The following is a 14,986-nucleotide window of genomic DNA, read 5'->3' on the forward strand; positions in this document are numbered from 1 at the left end:
TTTTCTATTTGTTGCTTATTTTGGAGGATTTGTTCATGATTAGGATTTTGATGATTATCGCCACTTTACTATTATTATTCGTTAGCTATTATTTATTTAATAAACAGGATATCTTTTTTGTATTGATCAAGAAAAATGACAAAAATCAAGGATTCCTACAATTTTATGGAGCTGCGTATGCTGTTTTAGGCGTTATGGGTATTTTAGCCGCTTTTTTCAATCAACGCTTCATCGCTTTGATCTTTTTATTGATCGTGATTCTCGTTTCTGCCACCTTCAGTATCCGCTTTGCAAAAAAAATTGCTGAACCAAAGCAGTAAATAATTCTCTTTTTCCACAAAGTGTTCTACAATAAAAGAGTACAACACGATTGACTTAAGGAGTGAATGCTTATGTTACAACAATACAAAAAAATCATGGTTGCCGTGGATGGTTCTGATGAAGCTGAATTAGCTTTTAAAAAGGCGGTCAATGTAGCTATCCGAAATAACGGAGAACTTCTATTAGCACATGTCATTGACACACGTTCTTTCCAAACCGTTTCATCATTTGATGGAATGTTGGCAGAACAAGCTACTGAAATGGCAAAGCAAACATTGGCAGATTATGAAAGCAACGCAAAGAAAGCTGGCTTGAATAATGTAACCTCTGTCGTAGAATATGGCTCACCAAAACAACTGATTGCGAAAGAAATCCCAGAAGATAATCAAGTAGATTTGATTATGTTAGGAGCTACAGGATTGAATGCTGTAGAACGTTTATTTATTGGTTCTGTTTCTGAATATGTTATTAGAAACGCGGCTTGCGATGTGCTTGTTGTTCGAACTGATTTAGAAAACCAATTGCCTCCTAAAAAAGACTAATTGATGAAAAGCTGTGTTTCAGAGGGGATCTCAAAAGTAAAACTTTTGAAGATCACTTGTCTGGACACAGCTTTTTTTGTTCTTCAAAAAATAAATTCGCTTATTGAGCGTCTTTCCTCTCACGATTCAAAGAATACTTGGATTCACTCACTTCTTTATATTCAGATCCTTCTGTGTAAAAAATAAAAAAGCATGTCCTCTTGGAAAACGGATATAAAATTATCCATTTTCTAAAGAGAACACGCGTGTATTTTTAGCCGCGCAAACGCTCCACGTCACGGGCAATCATTAGTTCTTCATCTGTTGGAATCACTAATACTCTTACTTTTGATTCTTTTGTAGAGATATCTACTTCTTCACCATGCAATTCATTCAACGCTGGATCGATTTCACAGCCAAACCAAGACATACCTTTAATGATTTCATTGCGTACATGTCCGTCATTTTCGCCGATACCAGCAGTAAAGACGATTGCATCGACACCATTCATCGTTGTCACGTATCCGCCGATATATTTTCGGATGCGATCCACGAAGATATCATAAGCTAAACGAATGTGTTCTTTTTCATAGTTTTTTTCAAGATCACGCATATCGCTAGACAATCCTGTTAGGCCTAGCAAACCAGATTTTTTATTCAAAACATTGATCATTTCATCAATATCAATCTCTAATTTTTCCATTAAGTATGGAAGAACAGCTGGATCGATATCGCCTGAACGCGTACCCATTGTCACACCAGCTAATGGCGTGAATCCCATAGAAGTATCCATGGATTTACCACCATTTACAGCTGTGATTGATACTCCGTTTCCTAAGTGGCAAGTAATGATTTTTAGCTCTTCAATCGGTTTGTTCAATAATTTTGCTGCACGTTCCGATACATAACGATGACTTGTGCCATGGAAGCCATATTTTCTTACTTTGAAATCTTCGTAATAAGACACTGGCAAGCTGTATAAATAATTTTGCTTTGGCATTGTTGAGTGAAAAGATGTATCGAATACAGCTACGCTCAAAATGTCAGGTAAAATCTTTTTAAAGGCTTTGATTCCCATCAGGTTAGCAGGGTTATGCAAAGGAGCAAATTCTGCTAATTCAGCAATGCGGTCCATTACTCCCTCATCGATCACTACTGAATCCCCATAAGTTTCTCCTCCGTGAACAACACGGTGCCCTACACCGGTGATTTCATCATAAGAACTTAAAATTTGCAGTTCAATCAACTGATCTAACAGCATTTTTACTGCTACTTCGTGGTTTTCGATATCCATGATTTGTTCGAATTTTTGACTATCGCCGTACTTGATCGTAAAAATAGAATCTTGTAAACCGATACGTTCGACGATCCCTTTCGCAACTACGGTTTCTTCTGGCATTTGATATAATTGCCACTTCAAACTTGAACTCCCAGCATTGATTGCAATTGTTTTAGACATATGACTCTCCTTCTCGTTGAATGATTACAGAGCAGATGATTTCCAGTTTTTAAACTCGTTGAAAAATTCCGTCACCTTCTCTGGTTCTTTTAGTGAAGCAAGTTTCACAAGCAGTACTTCTTTTACTTGTTTTGCTTGTGGTCCTTTTTTCTGTAAGATCAAAATACTTTTTTGTGATTGTTTGTTGCGGAACAACTCATCTGGCAATTGAATCATTCCTTGAAGATAGCCTTCTTCTTTAAACCATTTTTTGATTTCTTCGCTTTGATCCGTTTCTAAAAAACCGCTTGGCATCAAAAACAAACCAAAACCATCCGGCTTCACGTATTTCATTGATTGCTCCAGCAATAAATGATGTGCATAACTGTGGCCTTCTTCGGTACTTGTTAAAAATTCTTTTGCTTTTTCGTCATTCGGATAATAACCGATCGGCAAATCGCTGATTGCAAAATCGACAGGATCGATTAATAAATCCTGCAACCCGTCTTGATGGAAGTATTGAACATTTGCTTGTGTCAAATCACTTGTAGAAGCTGCCACAGCCAACAATGTATCATCAATATCCACACCAAATCCTTCTGTTTGATACCCCGCATTCGATAGGTTTAAAAGAACTGTTAATAACAAGTTGCCCATTCCTGCCGCAATATCCAGAATCTTAACTGGTTCCTTTTTATTTGTGTATAGTTGTTCAATAAGAAAAACAAATAAAAAACCGATACTATCAGGAGTGAGTTGATGGTTCGCCTGCAGATGTTCTGTCTGGTTGCCCTTCAATAAAAGCAGTTGAGACAATCTGCGCCATTCTTCTGGCTCGAAAGAAAGTTTTTTCAACTCTTCATAAAGAGCTGTGATCCGTTGTGCTGTCTCTTTTGTCGGCACTCCATCCACCACACGTACTTGATAATCATCTATTAGATTTTCTGCATTTTCGACATAGGCTTCTAAAAAGGAAGTTCCCAATGCATTCTGTAAAAGCTGAATAGCTTCCAGGTTCTGATTGAACCCTTGTTCCATTTTTTCTGGTAACATGGTGCACCTCATTTCTAGATATATTATAACAATTTTTTCACCTGTTTAATTCTATCGAACAATTGACAAAATTTCAATCGTTTTCACTGTTTTTTATTTGTGAAACGGCAAACATTTTTTTATTAAAAACAGTGTTATAACAGAAAAGAGGGCGTTTTCACGAACAATTCCTCATTCTGTACCAGTATCTGTATCATTTTTTACTTCTTCTATGAATCGAAAGATAAACGGCGAGACTTCTACCTCCAAGAATAGAGACTGTTGTACCCATTGATATGTTACAGATCCCGTTGTGTAGTAAAAAATCCCTTCCGACTTCTCAGCAAGTATAGACTGTTCCGATAGAGCCATCTGTTTCATTATTTTTGCTATATAATAATTTTTTATTCGTATATTCAGATCCATTGACAAACGATAGCTTTCTAATGCTGCCGTTAATAAAAACGTACATAAAAGAAATAAAAGCAACACAGAAAATAAAATAGAGCCCTTACAACATTTTCTATTGATCATTTTTTGTCCATATGGCATATCCATCTTCTCCATTTTCAAAGTGTACATAAAAAGAAATTGTGTGTTCTTTTTCCAATAATTGAAGCTCAGTGATACTTGTTAACATAGGTTGATGTCCGCCGGAAGTTCTTCTTTTACGTATCATCGTCTGATATCTTTCGATGATGTACTGTTTATCCTCTACAGTGTAATGCAATTGCTGATTTTTCACGGAAACATTGTGACTGCTGTTAAGTTCCTCTTCTAATTGTGCTAAAAATATCAGCCACTCTTTTTGATCTTTACGCTGCAGAAAGTCACTTACTTGGATGGTTTGCTGGATCAAAAGATTGAATGACAGCAATATACTGCTTACTATCATTAGTCCGATTAGACATTCAATCAGCGTAAATGCCGGGATTTCTTGTTTTTTCAATATTGATCGCTTCTTTCTCCATATTGACAAGCACTTTTTCGATTACTCCATTATTTTCGATAATTTGGATATCGTACATAATCATTTCTTCACTTCGCTCTGGTCTTTTGTGATATATCCGCTGTGTCTTGGTATCTTCGTAAACCATTCGAATAAGTAGCATTTCCTCCCCGCTGTTCTTTTCTGCCTGAAGTAAAAAAAGCTGACCAAAACTCACTAAGTACACACAGACGGAAGCAATCATCAGCGCTGTAAGGGACTCTAATAAAATAAACCCTTTTCTATTCAATTCTTTTTGTATAGCGTCCACTCCCCATCTGGAATTGATACGTAATCGTTTGCCCTTTTTCTTCCCAATAAAATTGATACGCTTTTAGTGAACTTTCATTTCCTGTTCCAGCAGCAAAAGTGATGGAAGCATGGCGTTTCAAGGTAATCTCATCAGGAATATCTAATACTTTCCAGCTCGCTTCATCGGGTTGGGACATACGAAAAATGATCTGATTTTCGTCATTGTTCCAATAAAAACCTGTTTGGATTTGGTTCACAATAGCGATTTTTTGAGTGGTATAGATTCGTTTTTCAAACTGGCTGAAAAATTGATAGACTGCCAATTCATTCTTCCATGCAGAAAATGCGAGAACTGGAAAAGAAAGAATTGTTGTAAGCAATAAAATCAGTAAGAGTGACTCAAACAACGTATATCCTGATGCTAATGTTTTACCTTCAAGGTCGCTGGTAGATGTCTGCATGTTCTCGTTTGATATAGCCTTCATTCAATAATTCCTCCACGGTAGGGATTCTTCCATTGTTTTGAAGCGCGTAGAGCTCTTTTTGTGTGTCTACCAACTGAATGATTGCTTCACGACTTTCTTGGTCTACATGATTCCTATAACGTGACAAATTGAGGACAAACAACAGTACTAGTACACTGATGATCAGTAAAACGATCAGCATTTCGATTAATGTAAAACCGCTATAATAAGGTGTTCTTTTCTTTTTCATGGCAAGACCTCCTCGATACTTCCATAAACAGGTAATAAAACAGCAGCATAAACCAGTAAAATCAAAACCGCTACGCCCAAAAAAATGATTGGCTGAATAAAATGCAGCCAGTGCTGAAGTCGTTTGAAAAGCTGTTTTCTTGTCCATTCGCTGTAAAATATCAGCTCTTTCCCTAAATTTCCCTTTGCCTCTCCCTGCAAAATAATCTTGCTGAATTCTTCAGATAGAAAACGGTAATTCTGGAACTGATCAGCTAATGGTATACCGGCCTCCAATCCTTGTATCATCTTGGAAGCAAGGTGTTGAAGGAGACTTTCTTGTTTCGTCTCCTTCAAGCAAACGATGATTTGCCTTAATTCGAAACCTTCATGAAAAAGTTTGCCAATCTCTAGCGACAAATAAGCAGATTGATACAAGGAATATATCGGCCCAATCACCAATTGTCTGCTGATCCATTCACTCCGATCAATAGGAGACAATTTCATCAGCCGATACCTTACTAGAAAAGTCAATAAAGCAACCACGAGGATAAATAGTAGAACGTACCAGTGAAAGACTTGTATCAGCTGAATCCCCCAATGCTCTTCCATAACCATCCCTGAACCAATAAGCTGAGGTAAAACGAGCAAACGCATACTAAATAAGATACCTAGCAAAAAGGTGAGCAATAGCATCGGATAGGCAAGCAGCTTTTTCAAATCATTGCGAAATCCTTCGACCAGACGAAACTGTTTGGCAATTTCCAACAAAGTTGCCGGCAGATTCCCGTGAAGTTCAGCTAATTCGATCTGTACCAGTTGTTCTGCTCCATACCCTGTTTGCGAAAGTACTTCACTAAACGGTTGTCCTTCCTTTAGCTGATGTTGGATGTTTGCCAAAATAGCAGGCTGGAACGAACGGATCGTGAGTAATAAATAAAGGGATTCTTGCAAACTAAAACCAGTTAAAAGCAGTTCTCCCATGGTTTGTGCAAACTGGTTTTGCTGGCTTCTTGTCAGTCCTTTAGAATAGTTCTGACTGCCAAGTTTTTTTCTGAGCTTCTTCATAGCTTTCCTCCCATGATTTTTTTACTGGTTCTTCCTCCATAAATTGATAACTCCACAAGACAGAAGGATGATGATCGGCATCTTCCAAAAGTTCTTGATAAATGACTCCAGCTAGACATTCAGATAGCTCTTCTTTTTTCTTTGTTAGTTCATGGATTCTGATCAATGTACCTTCAAGATTGCGTGCATGTACGGTTGCGAATACCCGATGTCCCGTTAGTGCAGCTCTTACCGCAGCATGTGCAGTTGATTCATCTCTTATTTCGCCAATGATCAACAAATCAGGGCGATGCCGTAATGCGAGCTTCAAAAGTGTGTCATAAGTCTGTGCTATTTTGGGATTGATCTGCAATTGCAGAAAGAATGGTTCTTCGATCTCTACAGGATCTTCAATCGTGATTACTTGCCGTTTTTCTTTCAAAGCTAACCGATACATCAATGACGTCTTTCCTGACCCGACTGGTCCGCTGAATAGATATAATCCACGTCTAAAGGTTTTCTGCAAAATAGTTTCAAAATCTAGAGAATTAAAGCAACGATGAGGTGTTTCAGAAATACCGTATAATAGCCGAATCACTAAGCTTTCTCGTTGAAGGTAATCTCCTACAGAAGACAGTCGTAACCGAACCTTCTGTTTTTCTAAAGAATAGGTCAATGCACCTAATTGAGCTTTTCTTTTTTCTCCGATATCCATTTGTCCCAAATACTTAAGTCTTGAAATCAATTGCTGGCCATCTGCCGAAGATACTTCCTTCCAGAATGTTCGTTTTTTGCCATAGCGAAAATAGATGTAAAATACTTCTGAAGCTGGCAAGACATATACGTCTTGGGCATGTTTGGCGAAACTTTCACTTATCATTTGATCGGATAATCGTTTTATTTCCATTATTCTCCCCTCCACAAAAAACATACGTCTTTTTGAACTTTTTGTTTCAAATAAAATGAATTTATTAAAAAACATTGGCAAAAAACGAATTTATGTTATACTTATAAAAATTTATCTTGGGAGGCATTCCATTGGAATCAACATTAAAGAGATACATCGAAGTAGCAAGTAAAAAAAAGCCCGCTGATCTAGTGATCAAACAGGCTAAGATCGTCAATGTCTTTACGAAAGAGATCATGGAAAAAGATGTAGCGATTTACGAAGGAATGATCGTAGGGATTGGTGAATATGAAGGAAAAAGCGTACATAATGCTAATGGGCAATATCTAGTACCAGGATTCATTGATGGCCATGTGCATATTGAAAGCTCACTTTTATCACCAAGTGAATTTTCAAAAGTATCCTTGCTTCATGGAGTCACTACTGTAGTAACAGATCCCCACGAAATAGGAAACATCGCTGGGAGTACTGGTCTTCAATTTATGATAGAAGACGCAAGACAAACGCTTATGAATATTTTCTTTATGCTCCCTTCTTGTGTACCTGTCACCCCATTTGAGACAAATGGTGCAAATCTAAATGCCAAAAATCTGGCACCTTTTTTACAAAATCCCGAAGTTTTAGGTTTAGCTGAAGTCATGAACTATCAAGCAGTAGCAAATAATGAAGCAGATATCCTAGAAAAGATCCAGTTGATGCACCAGCATAAGAAAAAGATTGACGGACATGCAGCTGGTATCGGCATGGAAGAATTAAATGTTTATCCCGCAGCAGGTATTCGGACGGATCATGAAGCTACAACTGCAAAAGAGGCTAAAGAACGTTTGGATCTTGGTATGTATTTAATGGTTCGAGAAGGGACCGTTGCAAAAGATCTGGCCTCGCTACTACCGGCGATCACGCCTGATAATTCAAGAAGATGCTTCTTTGTCACCGATGATAAACTCATCAATGATTTAGTTAAAGAAGGATCAATTGACCATATCGTCCGTCAAGCTATTTCAATGGGAATTGATCCATTACAGGCAATCCAGATGGCAACATTGAATGCAGCAGAATGTTTTGATTTGAAAACACTAGGTGCGATTGCTCCTGGGTATCAAGCTGATTTCTTCTTAACAGACGATCTTACCAAGCTGCCAATTCATGAAGTTTTCTATAAGGGAACATTGGTCGTCCAATCTGGTCAACTCGAAGACCATTTATTTGCTGATCATTCAAATCCATATACATGCTGTCTACCAAACCTAAATGCTCAACCATTGCACCCTCGTTCGTTAGAGCTGCTTCTCCCTTCTTCGCAAGCCCATGTGATCGAAATTATCCCGAATAGTCTCGTCACGAACGATTTGGTAGAAAAAGTGGACCGACAAGGCGAACGATTCATTCCTTCAATCGAAAAAGACCAATTAAAGATTGCGGTGATCGAGCGTCACCATCAAACCGGAAATATTGGGTTAGGCATCGTAAAAGGATTTCAGCTGAAACAAGGGGCGATAGCGACAACGATTGCTCATGACTCTCATAATCTAGTTGTCGTGGGGACAAATGATGAGGATATGCTGTATGCTGCTAATCTTTTGATTCAAAAAGGTGGCGGGATGACTGTTGTCAACAAACAGAAGGAAATAGCTTGTCTTCCTCTACCGATAGGCGGCATCATGACACAGGAACCTTTTTTGGTCGTCAATGAACAGCTGAATGAATTAATAGCTGAAACACATCAACTAGGGGCAGCTAAAACCTTTGATCCTTTTTTGACACTTTCTTTCTTAACCTTATCTGTCATACCCGAATTGAAGATCACCGACAAAGGATTATTTTCATTCTCTCGATTCCAATTGATTCCACCTTGTTGAAAACCGAGGAAATAGGTATATCTTAAATCAAAAAAGTCCCAGAAAATGCACATGACAGATGTAATGTGTTTTCTGGGATTTGATTTATATTTTTATGAAAGTAAAAAGTTCATTCACAGACTTTTCTTTTTGGCCTTATCTTGAAATCGAGCTTCTACTCGATAAATACGTTGACCTTTCGAAGAAAATTTTTCTTCATACTCCGTCATAATATTGCCTTCAAATTGACTTTGATGCAAATCCAACCATACCTGTTTGAGGATCATGCCATATTGAGAAAAACTTGCCAGCGAATACTCAAACAATCCTTGATTATCTGTTTTGAAATGGATTTCTCCATTTGGGCGAAGGATCTGTTCATCTACAGCAAGAAAAGTTTTGTATGTCAAGCGCCGTTTTTCATGTCGTTTTTTCGGCCATGGATCAGAAAAATTCAGATAGATCTGATCTACTTCGCTGTCAGCGAAATATTCTGTCAATGCTGATCCATCCACATGCAGAAGCTTCAGGTTAGGAAGCGGTTGTTCGATCAACTTGTCTAATGCTATAGAAACAACACTTACTTGCATTTCTACTCCAATATAATTGATTTCAGGATGGGCTTTTGCCATTCCAGTAATGAACTGGCCTTTCCCCATTCCAATCTCAATGTGGATTGGATGATCGTTTCCAAACAATTCATTCCATTTTCCCTTCCACAATGTTGGATCACTAATTACAAAATTCGGGTGAGCCGCTAGCATTTCCGCTGCTCCCGGACGATTTCGGACACGCATTATTTATCTCCATTCCTTTCTCTAATTAAAAAGGTCTGGCCAAATCTCCGCAGAGTTTGGGCCAAACCTCAGCCACTGAAAATTCGTTTTAATTGTAAAATTTCTTCGTTCATTCGTCGATGATCTTCACGTTTGCAGTATCTAGTGATTTCTTGGAGCAAATTCATGGCCGCATACCAGTGAAACTTTTCAAGCATTTCGTCAGTCGGACGTATGCCATAACTGATCAGCCATTGATTCCAACTGGATAGAGGCACATAATTTCCTAAAATCGTTGCAATATCTACCGCAGGGTCTGCAAACATGATTGAATCCCAATCCACGAGATATAAATAATTTTTACATACTAACCAATTTCGATGATTTACATCTCCATGCACTACTGATAGATTTTCCTTATCTATCGGCGGGATCTGCTCACGAAGAAATCGATGGACGATTTGCAGAAATTGATTTTTCTGGAGTTCTTCTGGTAATTCTTTTTCATATTTTTGCAACATCTTCTCCGGCGTCATAACACGTCCGCCGATACGGGTCAGCATGGTTTTAAGAGAATTTGAATGATGTAAATGGTACAAAACATCAATTACGTCATTTCTTTGACCAATCTCATTAGGAGTTAGCAAGCGGCCTTCTAGCCATTCTTGTGCTGTCAAGGTATCGCCATTCCCCGTTCGTTTTGTCCAAACAAGTTTTGGTGTAATTCCTTCCCTTGAAAGAGCAGCCAACATCGGAGTCGTGTTTCGTTTAATAAAGACTTTGTCTTCATCACGCATGCCTATGTATGTTTTTCCTGTATCGCCTTTGATGGGACGTAACCGCCACTCTTGGTCTAACTGAAACTCCATCATGCATTCTCCCGTCCTCTTACTCTTTGTTTTGCAGTACTTATTATTCTAGTCGCCTGATCACTACACGTCAAGCACATATACGTTCTTTTTCATTTATTTGCCATTCAAAAAACCGACTTTTCTCAAAAAAAAAATAGAACGAACAGCATTCTTACTGTCAACGCTCTATTTTTCAGTTCATTTTTAACCTACACAGCTTTGTTTTCAGTCTGACATCTTCTTCAAACGAGTTGGTACATATAGTTTAACAAAGAGACCCGTAACAATCAAATAAGCCGCTAGCGGAACCCATCGCTGCTGACCATCCAATACGACTGCAGCAATCAACCCAAAGATAACCGATGCGATAACTAATACCCATGTGAGCAGATACTGGATCGCCTGCTTCTTCTGATTCTCATGGATCGGATAAAGCTGAACGAGCACCATATAGCGGAACTGGCTCGCTAAAGGCAACAATTGGAACCCGATCAAATATAAAAATAAAGAACCGATTATCAGACTAAAATAAAAGTCGATCACTCCGAAAATCAATAGCCCACCTATAATTACTAACCGGAAATAAAGACCACTAAAATCAGAACCTCTTGCCAATCTTCTTGCAAACAAGTAAAGATAAGTGTTTTTTGATTCTCTCTTAATATGAGTCAATAGAGGATCCAAGTAGCGTCTTCTTTTTACCTTTGCCGTAATTTCAGGAACATCGGTGAATAAATTAATAAATTGATAGATTTGATGCAACCTTTGTTCTTCTACGTGCACCATTTTCTCCCAATCCAATCCTTTTTCCTGTTGCTTCCACAAAAACCAGTAATATAGACTTGCCTGTACCAATGCACCTGCTACCCCTGCCCAGACCAGCCAATAAAATGAAAGAAGCAAAATGAGCATAGAAGAAAGTAACCAACCTGTTTTCCAATAACGAATGACCTGTTGATCTAGCCGAAACAATTCTGCTCGCTTGATTTGCAGATGACTGAATTTCAAACTCCATAATATGATCAGATAGACGAAAAACATCGAAAAGACTTGCTGAGTACTAACCACCACTAATGGCATAGCAAATCCGCATGCCAATATCAAAAGGATCATCGGAAAAATGCAAGAATAGCGAAAAGCTCGTTCCAAATAGGTCTGCATTTCTTTTTCTTTCGGAAGTAAAAAAACAATATCTGCTGCCTCCGCAAAAGTAGCCATCTTGCCTACAAATAAACAGAGCATCCAAAATACAGAGATTATCATCCCCCCAAGTGCAAAAGGCGGATGCAAGGTTTTCAACCAGCTAGAATAGTACAATCCCACGCCACCAATTAAGAAAAGACAAACTAAAACAAAATGATCGTTCAACACATAGCGCATATATTTCATCATTTTCTTTTGATGCCTTGCTAAACGTTTTTGAAAAAAACTACTCATGTGCCTGCTCCTTTGTTAAAGCGATATAGATTTCGTCCAAAGAAGAATCCGGCAGATGAAATTCTTTTCTCAACATCTCAAGGGTCCCATCTGCTCGTATCTCTCCGTTATGTAAGACCACAAAACGGTCACAGTATTTTTCTGCAGTAGCTAAAATATGCGTAGACATCAAAATACCGGCTCCTTCTTTTTTCATCTCTACCATCAATTCAAGCAGCGCATTGATAGCTAGTGGGTCCAATCCTAAGAATGGTTCATCAATGATATATAAAGAAGGCTCGATCAAAAAGGCGCATAAGATCATCACTTTCTGCTTCATCCCTTTTGAAAAATTAGCCGGAAACCAGTCAAGGCGATTAGACAAACGGAAAGTCTCCAACAGCTTTTCAGCTCTTTTCATTGCTGTATCCATAGGTATATCATAGGCCATCGCAGTGACTTCGATATGTTCCCTCAAAGTCAATTCTTCATATAAAGAAGGCGTCTCTGGAATATACCCAATTTGTTTACGATATTCTTCTGTATTTTTCTTTAAAGATAGATGATTGATTTCTATCGTTCCCTTTGAAGGTTCCAACAGACCGATAATGTGCTTGATGGTTGTACTTTTCCCTGCTCCGTTCAGCCCGATCAATCCTACTATCTCTCCAGGCTGTACGTTGAAACTGATGTCTTTTAACACAGGGAGATGGCCATACCCTCCTGTGACATGATCGATAATTAAACTCATTCTTTTTCCTCCGCCATTTATTTTTATTTATTATACCACGAAGAAAATGACGGTATTTTGTTTTTTTCCTTACAATGGCTTTAACTTATGGTAAAGTTAAGCTGAAGTATTTATTCTTTATGGAAAGGATGTTTTTTATGGAAAACTGTATTTTTTGCAAAATCATCAATCAAGAAATCCCAAGCTATAAAATTTATGAAGACGACAAAGTCTATGCTTTTTTAGACATTTCTCAAGCAACGAAAGGACACACGTTAGTTGTCCCTAAACGTCATGTAGCAGATATTTTTGAATATGATCCTGAACTTGCAGGAGAAGTTTTTTCACGTGTGCCTAAGATTGCTCAAGCATTAGAAAAAGCTTTTCCAGAAATGAAAGGTCTTAATATCTTGAATAACAACCGTGAATTAGCTTATCAATCTGTTTTTCATTCACATATCCATTTAGTTCCTCGCTATAGCAAAGAGGACGATTTTTCTATCCACTTTGGCAACCATCAAGACAGTTATGGACCAGAAGAACTAAAAGCTATTCAAGAAACAATCGTAAAGCAGGTGCACAGCGATGATTAAAAACTTTTTCAAAGGACTGTTATTCGGAGCTGCTGCTGGAACTGTCGGAGGTCTGTTATTTGCACCTAGGAGTGGGAACGAAACAAGAAAAAAACTGATTGAAGAACTGGAAGAAGCAACCACTCTGACAAACGATTTAAATAACAGCTTGGATCATTTTAAAAGCGCATTGATTGAGACAAAAGAAACAGCTGAATCTGTGATTCCCGCTTTCCAAGAAGCCATCAAAAAAGATATCGAAGATTTTAAATTCCAGGCCGAACCACGTATCGCCCAAATCAATGAACAAGTAGAAAAACTAACAGCTGATCTGCCTGAGTATCCTGATCAAATACAATAATGATCATTTTCTCAACAGATACGACTCTCTAATAGAGGAATAATTGCACATTTCCTAGGAATGTGATGAAATTTTGAATTTTGTTTGAAACTATCACGAGAACGCTTTTAAAGGGCATGGGATATGGTATAGTTAATATATAAAAAATAATAACTAATTACAGGAGTGCAAACATTAATGAAAAAAAAATCAATTATTTTGGCAGCTACTAGTGCGTTGGCTGTTTTAACTCTAGCGGCTTGTTCAGGCGATACCAATAAAGATATCGCAACGATGAAAGGCGGAACGATCACTGTATCTGATTTCTACGATGAAGCAAAGCTCGAATCATCGAACCAATCATTAGTACAACGGATGATCATCTATAAAGTATTCAATAACAAATACGGCGATAAAGTAACAGATAAACAAGTGGATGCAGAATACGACAAACAAGCGAAATCTTTAGGTGATACTTTTGAATCACAATTAGAAACTGCTGGGTATACGAAAGATTCTTATAAAGAATATATCCGTAATAATCTAGCTTTTGAAGCTGGTTTGAAGGCTCATGTAGATATTACAGATGATGATTTGAAAACTGCTTGGGAATCTTTCCATCCAGAAGTAGAAGCACAAATCATCAAATTATCAAGTGAAGATGAAGCCAAAGATGTAAAAAAATCAGCGGACGATGGGGATGATTTCTCTAAATTAGCCAAAGACAAATCGACTGATTCAGAGACAAAAGAAGATGGCGGTAAAGTCAAATTCGACTCGACGACAACAACCATTCCTGCAGAAGTAAAAGAAGCAGCTTTCAAATTGAAAGACGGCGAAGTCTCTGACGTTATTACTGCAACAAATACTACTTCTTATGCAACAGAATACTATGTTGTCAAAATGGTGAAAAACCAAAATAAAGGCAACGACATGGATAAATACAAAGATCAATTAAAAGAAATCGCTACTGAAACAAAATTAAGTGATAATACATTCACGACTAAAGTAATCGGTGAAGAATTAAAAGATGCAAATGTAAAAATCAAAGATGATGCCTTTGAAAATGTGTTGAGTGCATTCACAACAACTTCATCAAGTACGAAAGACTCAAGTGAAGCCACATCTTCAACAAAGAGCTCTGACACAAAATCAACTGATTCAACAAAAGAATCTTCAACTGAAGAAACAACTGATTCATCAAAATAAAAGAAAACAAAAAAAGCGAAGACTTATGTCTCGCTTTTTTGTTTTGAATGAAAAAA

Annotated in this window: 19 protein-coding genes; 6 read left to right on the top strand and 13 right to left on the bottom strand. The window is 37.8% G+C overall.

Going from position 1 to position 14,986, the window contains the following annotated elements; translation table 11 throughout:
- Positions 1–35: 35 nt before the first annotated feature.
- Positions 36–320, top strand: coding sequence for a hypothetical protein (locus IGK53_RS11325; RefSeq protein ID WP_002291361.1), 285 nt, complete (start codon positions 36–38; stop codon positions 318–320).
- A 72-nt stretch (positions 321–392) separates the two neighbouring features.
- On the top strand, positions 393–863 hold the full coding sequence (locus IGK53_RS11330; RefSeq protein ID WP_002291356.1) for a universal stress protein: 471 nt from the start codon (positions 393–395) through the stop codon (positions 861–863).
- Positions 864–1,116: 253 nt separating this feature from the next.
- Here the strand turns inward: IGK53_RS11330 and IGK53_RS11335 are convergent, their stop codons facing one another.
- The 9 genes from IGK53_RS11335 to comGA form a co-directional block, all read right to left on the bottom strand.
- Complete coding sequence (locus IGK53_RS11335; protein ID WP_002291355.1) at positions 1,117–2,301, bottom strand: acetate/propionate family kinase; 1,185 nt, start codon at positions 2,299–2,301, stop codon at positions 1,117–1,119.
- A 24-nt stretch (positions 2,302–2,325) separates the two neighbouring features.
- Positions 2,326–3,333, bottom strand: coding sequence for a class I SAM-dependent methyltransferase (locus IGK53_RS11340; protein ID WP_002291354.1), 1,008 nt, complete (start codon positions 3,331–3,333; stop codon positions 2,326–2,328).
- Positions 3,334–3,504: 171 nt separating this feature from the next.
- Positions 3,505–3,864, bottom strand: a complete 360-nt coding sequence (gene comGG / locus IGK53_RS11345; RefSeq protein ID WP_002291353.1) for a competence type IV pilus minor pilin ComGG — start codon at positions 3,862–3,864, stop codon at positions 3,505–3,507.
- Positions 3,836–4,261, bottom strand: coding sequence for a competence type IV pilus minor pilin ComGF (gene comGF / locus IGK53_RS11350; RefSeq protein ID WP_002328904.1), 426 nt, complete (start codon positions 4,259–4,261; stop codon positions 3,836–3,838). The genes comGG and comGF overlap by 29 nt, the downstream gene beginning before the upstream one ends.
- Entirely contained in the window at positions 4,224–4,571 is a 348-nt protein-coding gene (locus IGK53_RS11355; RefSeq protein WP_002291351.1) for a hypothetical protein, read from the bottom strand. The genes comGF and IGK53_RS11355 overlap by 38 nt, the downstream gene beginning before the upstream one ends.
- Entirely contained in the window at positions 4,543–5,013 is a 471-nt protein-coding gene (comGD, locus tag IGK53_RS11360; protein ID WP_002291349.1) for a competence type IV pilus minor pilin ComGD, read from the bottom strand. Before comGD ends, IGK53_RS11355 begins: the two co-directional genes overlap by 29 nt.
- The gene (comGC, locus tag IGK53_RS11365) at positions 4,988–5,266 is read right to left on the bottom strand and encodes a competence type IV pilus major pilin ComGC (protein ID WP_002291348.1); all 279 of its coding nucleotides are present in this window, start codon (positions 5,264–5,266) and stop codon (positions 4,988–4,990) included. Before comGC ends, comGD begins: the two co-directional genes overlap by 26 nt.
- Positions 5,263–6,312, bottom strand: coding sequence for a competence type IV pilus assembly protein ComGB (gene comGB, locus IGK53_RS11370; RefSeq protein ID WP_002291347.1), 1,050 nt, complete (start codon positions 6,310–6,312; stop codon positions 5,263–5,265). Before comGB ends, comGC begins: the two co-directional genes overlap by 4 nt.
- Positions 6,269–7,198: a competence type IV pilus ATPase ComGA gene (gene comGA, locus IGK53_RS11375; RefSeq protein ID WP_002291346.1), complete on the bottom strand. Its 930-nt coding sequence runs from the start codon at positions 7,196–7,198 to the stop codon at positions 6,269–6,271. Before comGA ends, comGB begins: the two co-directional genes overlap by 44 nt.
- Positions 7,199–7,329: 131 nt before the next feature.
- Between comGA and ade the strand changes: the two genes are divergently transcribed.
- A complete protein-coding gene (gene ade / locus IGK53_RS11380) occupies positions 7,330–9,057 on the top strand; it encodes an adenine deaminase (RefSeq protein WP_002291345.1) in 1,728 nt (575 codons plus the stop codon).
- A 113-nt stretch (positions 9,058–9,170) separates the two neighbouring features.
- Here ade and trmB read toward each other — a convergent pair whose 3' ends face one another.
- The 4 genes from trmB to IGK53_RS11400 form a co-directional block, all read right to left on the bottom strand.
- Positions 9,171–9,833, bottom strand: coding sequence for a tRNA (guanosine(46)-N7)-methyltransferase TrmB (gene trmB, locus IGK53_RS11385; RefSeq protein WP_002291343.1), 663 nt, complete (start codon positions 9,831–9,833; stop codon positions 9,171–9,173).
- A gap of 68 nt (positions 9,834–9,901) precedes the next feature.
- Positions 9,902–10,684 carry a phosphotransferase family protein gene (locus IGK53_RS11390; protein WP_002291341.1) on the bottom strand — a complete coding sequence of 261 codons (783 nt, stop codon included), beginning with the start codon at positions 10,682–10,684 and terminating at the stop codon, positions 9,902–9,904.
- Positions 10,685–10,888: 204 nt separating this feature from the next.
- Entirely contained in the window at positions 10,889–12,100 is a 1,212-nt protein-coding gene (locus tag IGK53_RS11395; RefSeq protein WP_002328902.1) for an ABC transporter permease, read from the bottom strand.
- Complete coding sequence (locus tag IGK53_RS11400) at positions 12,093–12,830, bottom strand: ABC transporter ATP-binding protein (protein WP_002291338.1); 738 nt, start codon at positions 12,828–12,830, stop codon at positions 12,093–12,095. Before IGK53_RS11400 ends, IGK53_RS11395 begins: the two co-directional genes overlap by 8 nt.
- A gap of 137 nt (positions 12,831–12,967) precedes the next feature.
- Between IGK53_RS11400 and IGK53_RS11405 the strand changes: the two genes are divergently transcribed.
- The 3 genes from IGK53_RS11405 to IGK53_RS11415 all read left to right on the top strand — a co-directional run bounded on the left by IGK53_RS11405 (position 12,968) and on the right by IGK53_RS11415 (position 14,930).
- Complete coding sequence (locus IGK53_RS11405; protein WP_002291337.1) at positions 12,968–13,402, top strand: HIT family protein; 435 nt, start codon at positions 12,968–12,970, stop codon at positions 13,400–13,402.
- Positions 13,395–13,742: a YtxH domain-containing protein gene (locus IGK53_RS11410; RefSeq protein WP_002291336.1), complete on the top strand. Its 348-nt coding sequence runs from the start codon at positions 13,395–13,397 to the stop codon at positions 13,740–13,742. Before IGK53_RS11405 ends, IGK53_RS11410 begins: the two co-directional genes overlap by 8 nt.
- Before the next feature lie 177 nt (positions 13,743–13,919).
- Positions 13,920–14,930 carry a peptidylprolyl isomerase gene (locus IGK53_RS11415; RefSeq protein WP_002291335.1) on the top strand — a complete coding sequence of 337 codons (1,011 nt, stop codon included), beginning with the start codon at positions 13,920–13,922 and terminating at the stop codon, positions 14,928–14,930.
- Positions 14,931–14,986 lie beyond the last annotated feature (56 nt).

Source organism: Enterococcus sp. DIV1224 (genome assembly GCF_050555455.1).
Taxonomy (GTDB): domain Bacteria; phylum Bacillota; class Bacilli; order Lactobacillales; family Enterococcaceae; genus Enterococcus_B; species Enterococcus_B lactis.

Coding starts and splice junctions, on each gene's coding strand:
- IGK53_RS11325 (WP_002291361.1), top strand. CDS start 36: ATGATTAGGATTTTGATGATTATCGCCACTTTACTATTATTATTCGTT.
- IGK53_RS11330 (WP_002291356.1), top strand. CDS start 393: ATGTTACAACAATACAAAAAAATCATGGTTGCCGTGGATGGTTCTGAT.
- IGK53_RS11335 (WP_002291355.1), bottom strand. CDS start 2,301: ATGTCTAAAACAATTGCAATCAATGCTGGGAGTTCAAGTTTGAAGTGG.
- IGK53_RS11340 (WP_002291354.1), bottom strand. CDS start 3,333: ATGTTACCAGAAAAAATGGAACAAGGGTTCAATCAGAACCTGGAAGCT.
- comGG (WP_002291353.1), bottom strand. CDS start 3,864: ATGCCATATGGACAAAAAATGATCAATAGAAAATGTTGTAAGGGCTCT.
- comGD (WP_002291349.1), bottom strand. CDS start 5,013: ATGCAGACATCTACCAGCGACCTTGAAGGTAAAACATTAGCATCAGGA.
- comGC (WP_002291348.1), bottom strand. CDS start 5,266: ATGAAAAAGAAAAGAACACCTTATTATAGCGGTTTTACATTAATCGAA.
- comGB (WP_002291347.1), bottom strand. CDS start 6,312: ATGAAGAAGCTCAGAAAAAAACTTGGCAGTCAGAACTATTCTAAAGGA.
- comGA (WP_002291346.1), bottom strand. CDS start 7,198: ATGGAAATAAAACGATTATCCGATCAAATGATAAGTGAAAGTTTCGCC.
- trmB (WP_002291343.1), bottom strand. CDS start 9,833: ATGCGTGTCCGAAATCGTCCGGGAGCAGCGGAAATGCTAGCGGCTCAC.
- IGK53_RS11390 (WP_002291341.1), bottom strand. CDS start 10,684: ATGATGGAGTTTCAGTTAGACCAAGAGTGGCGGTTACGTCCCATCAAA.
- IGK53_RS11395 (WP_002328902.1), bottom strand. CDS start 12,100: ATGAGTAGTTTTTTTCAAAAACGTTTAGCAAGGCATCAAAAGAAAATG.
- IGK53_RS11400 (WP_002291338.1), bottom strand. CDS start 12,830: ATGAGTTTAATTATCGATCATGTCACAGGAGGGTATGGCCATCTCCCT.
- IGK53_RS11405 (WP_002291337.1), top strand. CDS start 12,968: ATGGAAAACTGTATTTTTTGCAAAATCATCAATCAAGAAATCCCAAGC.
- IGK53_RS11410 (WP_002291336.1), top strand. CDS start 13,395: ATGATTAAAAACTTTTTCAAAGGACTGTTATTCGGAGCTGCTGCTGGA.
- IGK53_RS11415 (WP_002291335.1), top strand. CDS start 13,920: ATGAAAAAAAAATCAATTATTTTGGCAGCTACTAGTGCGTTGGCTGTT.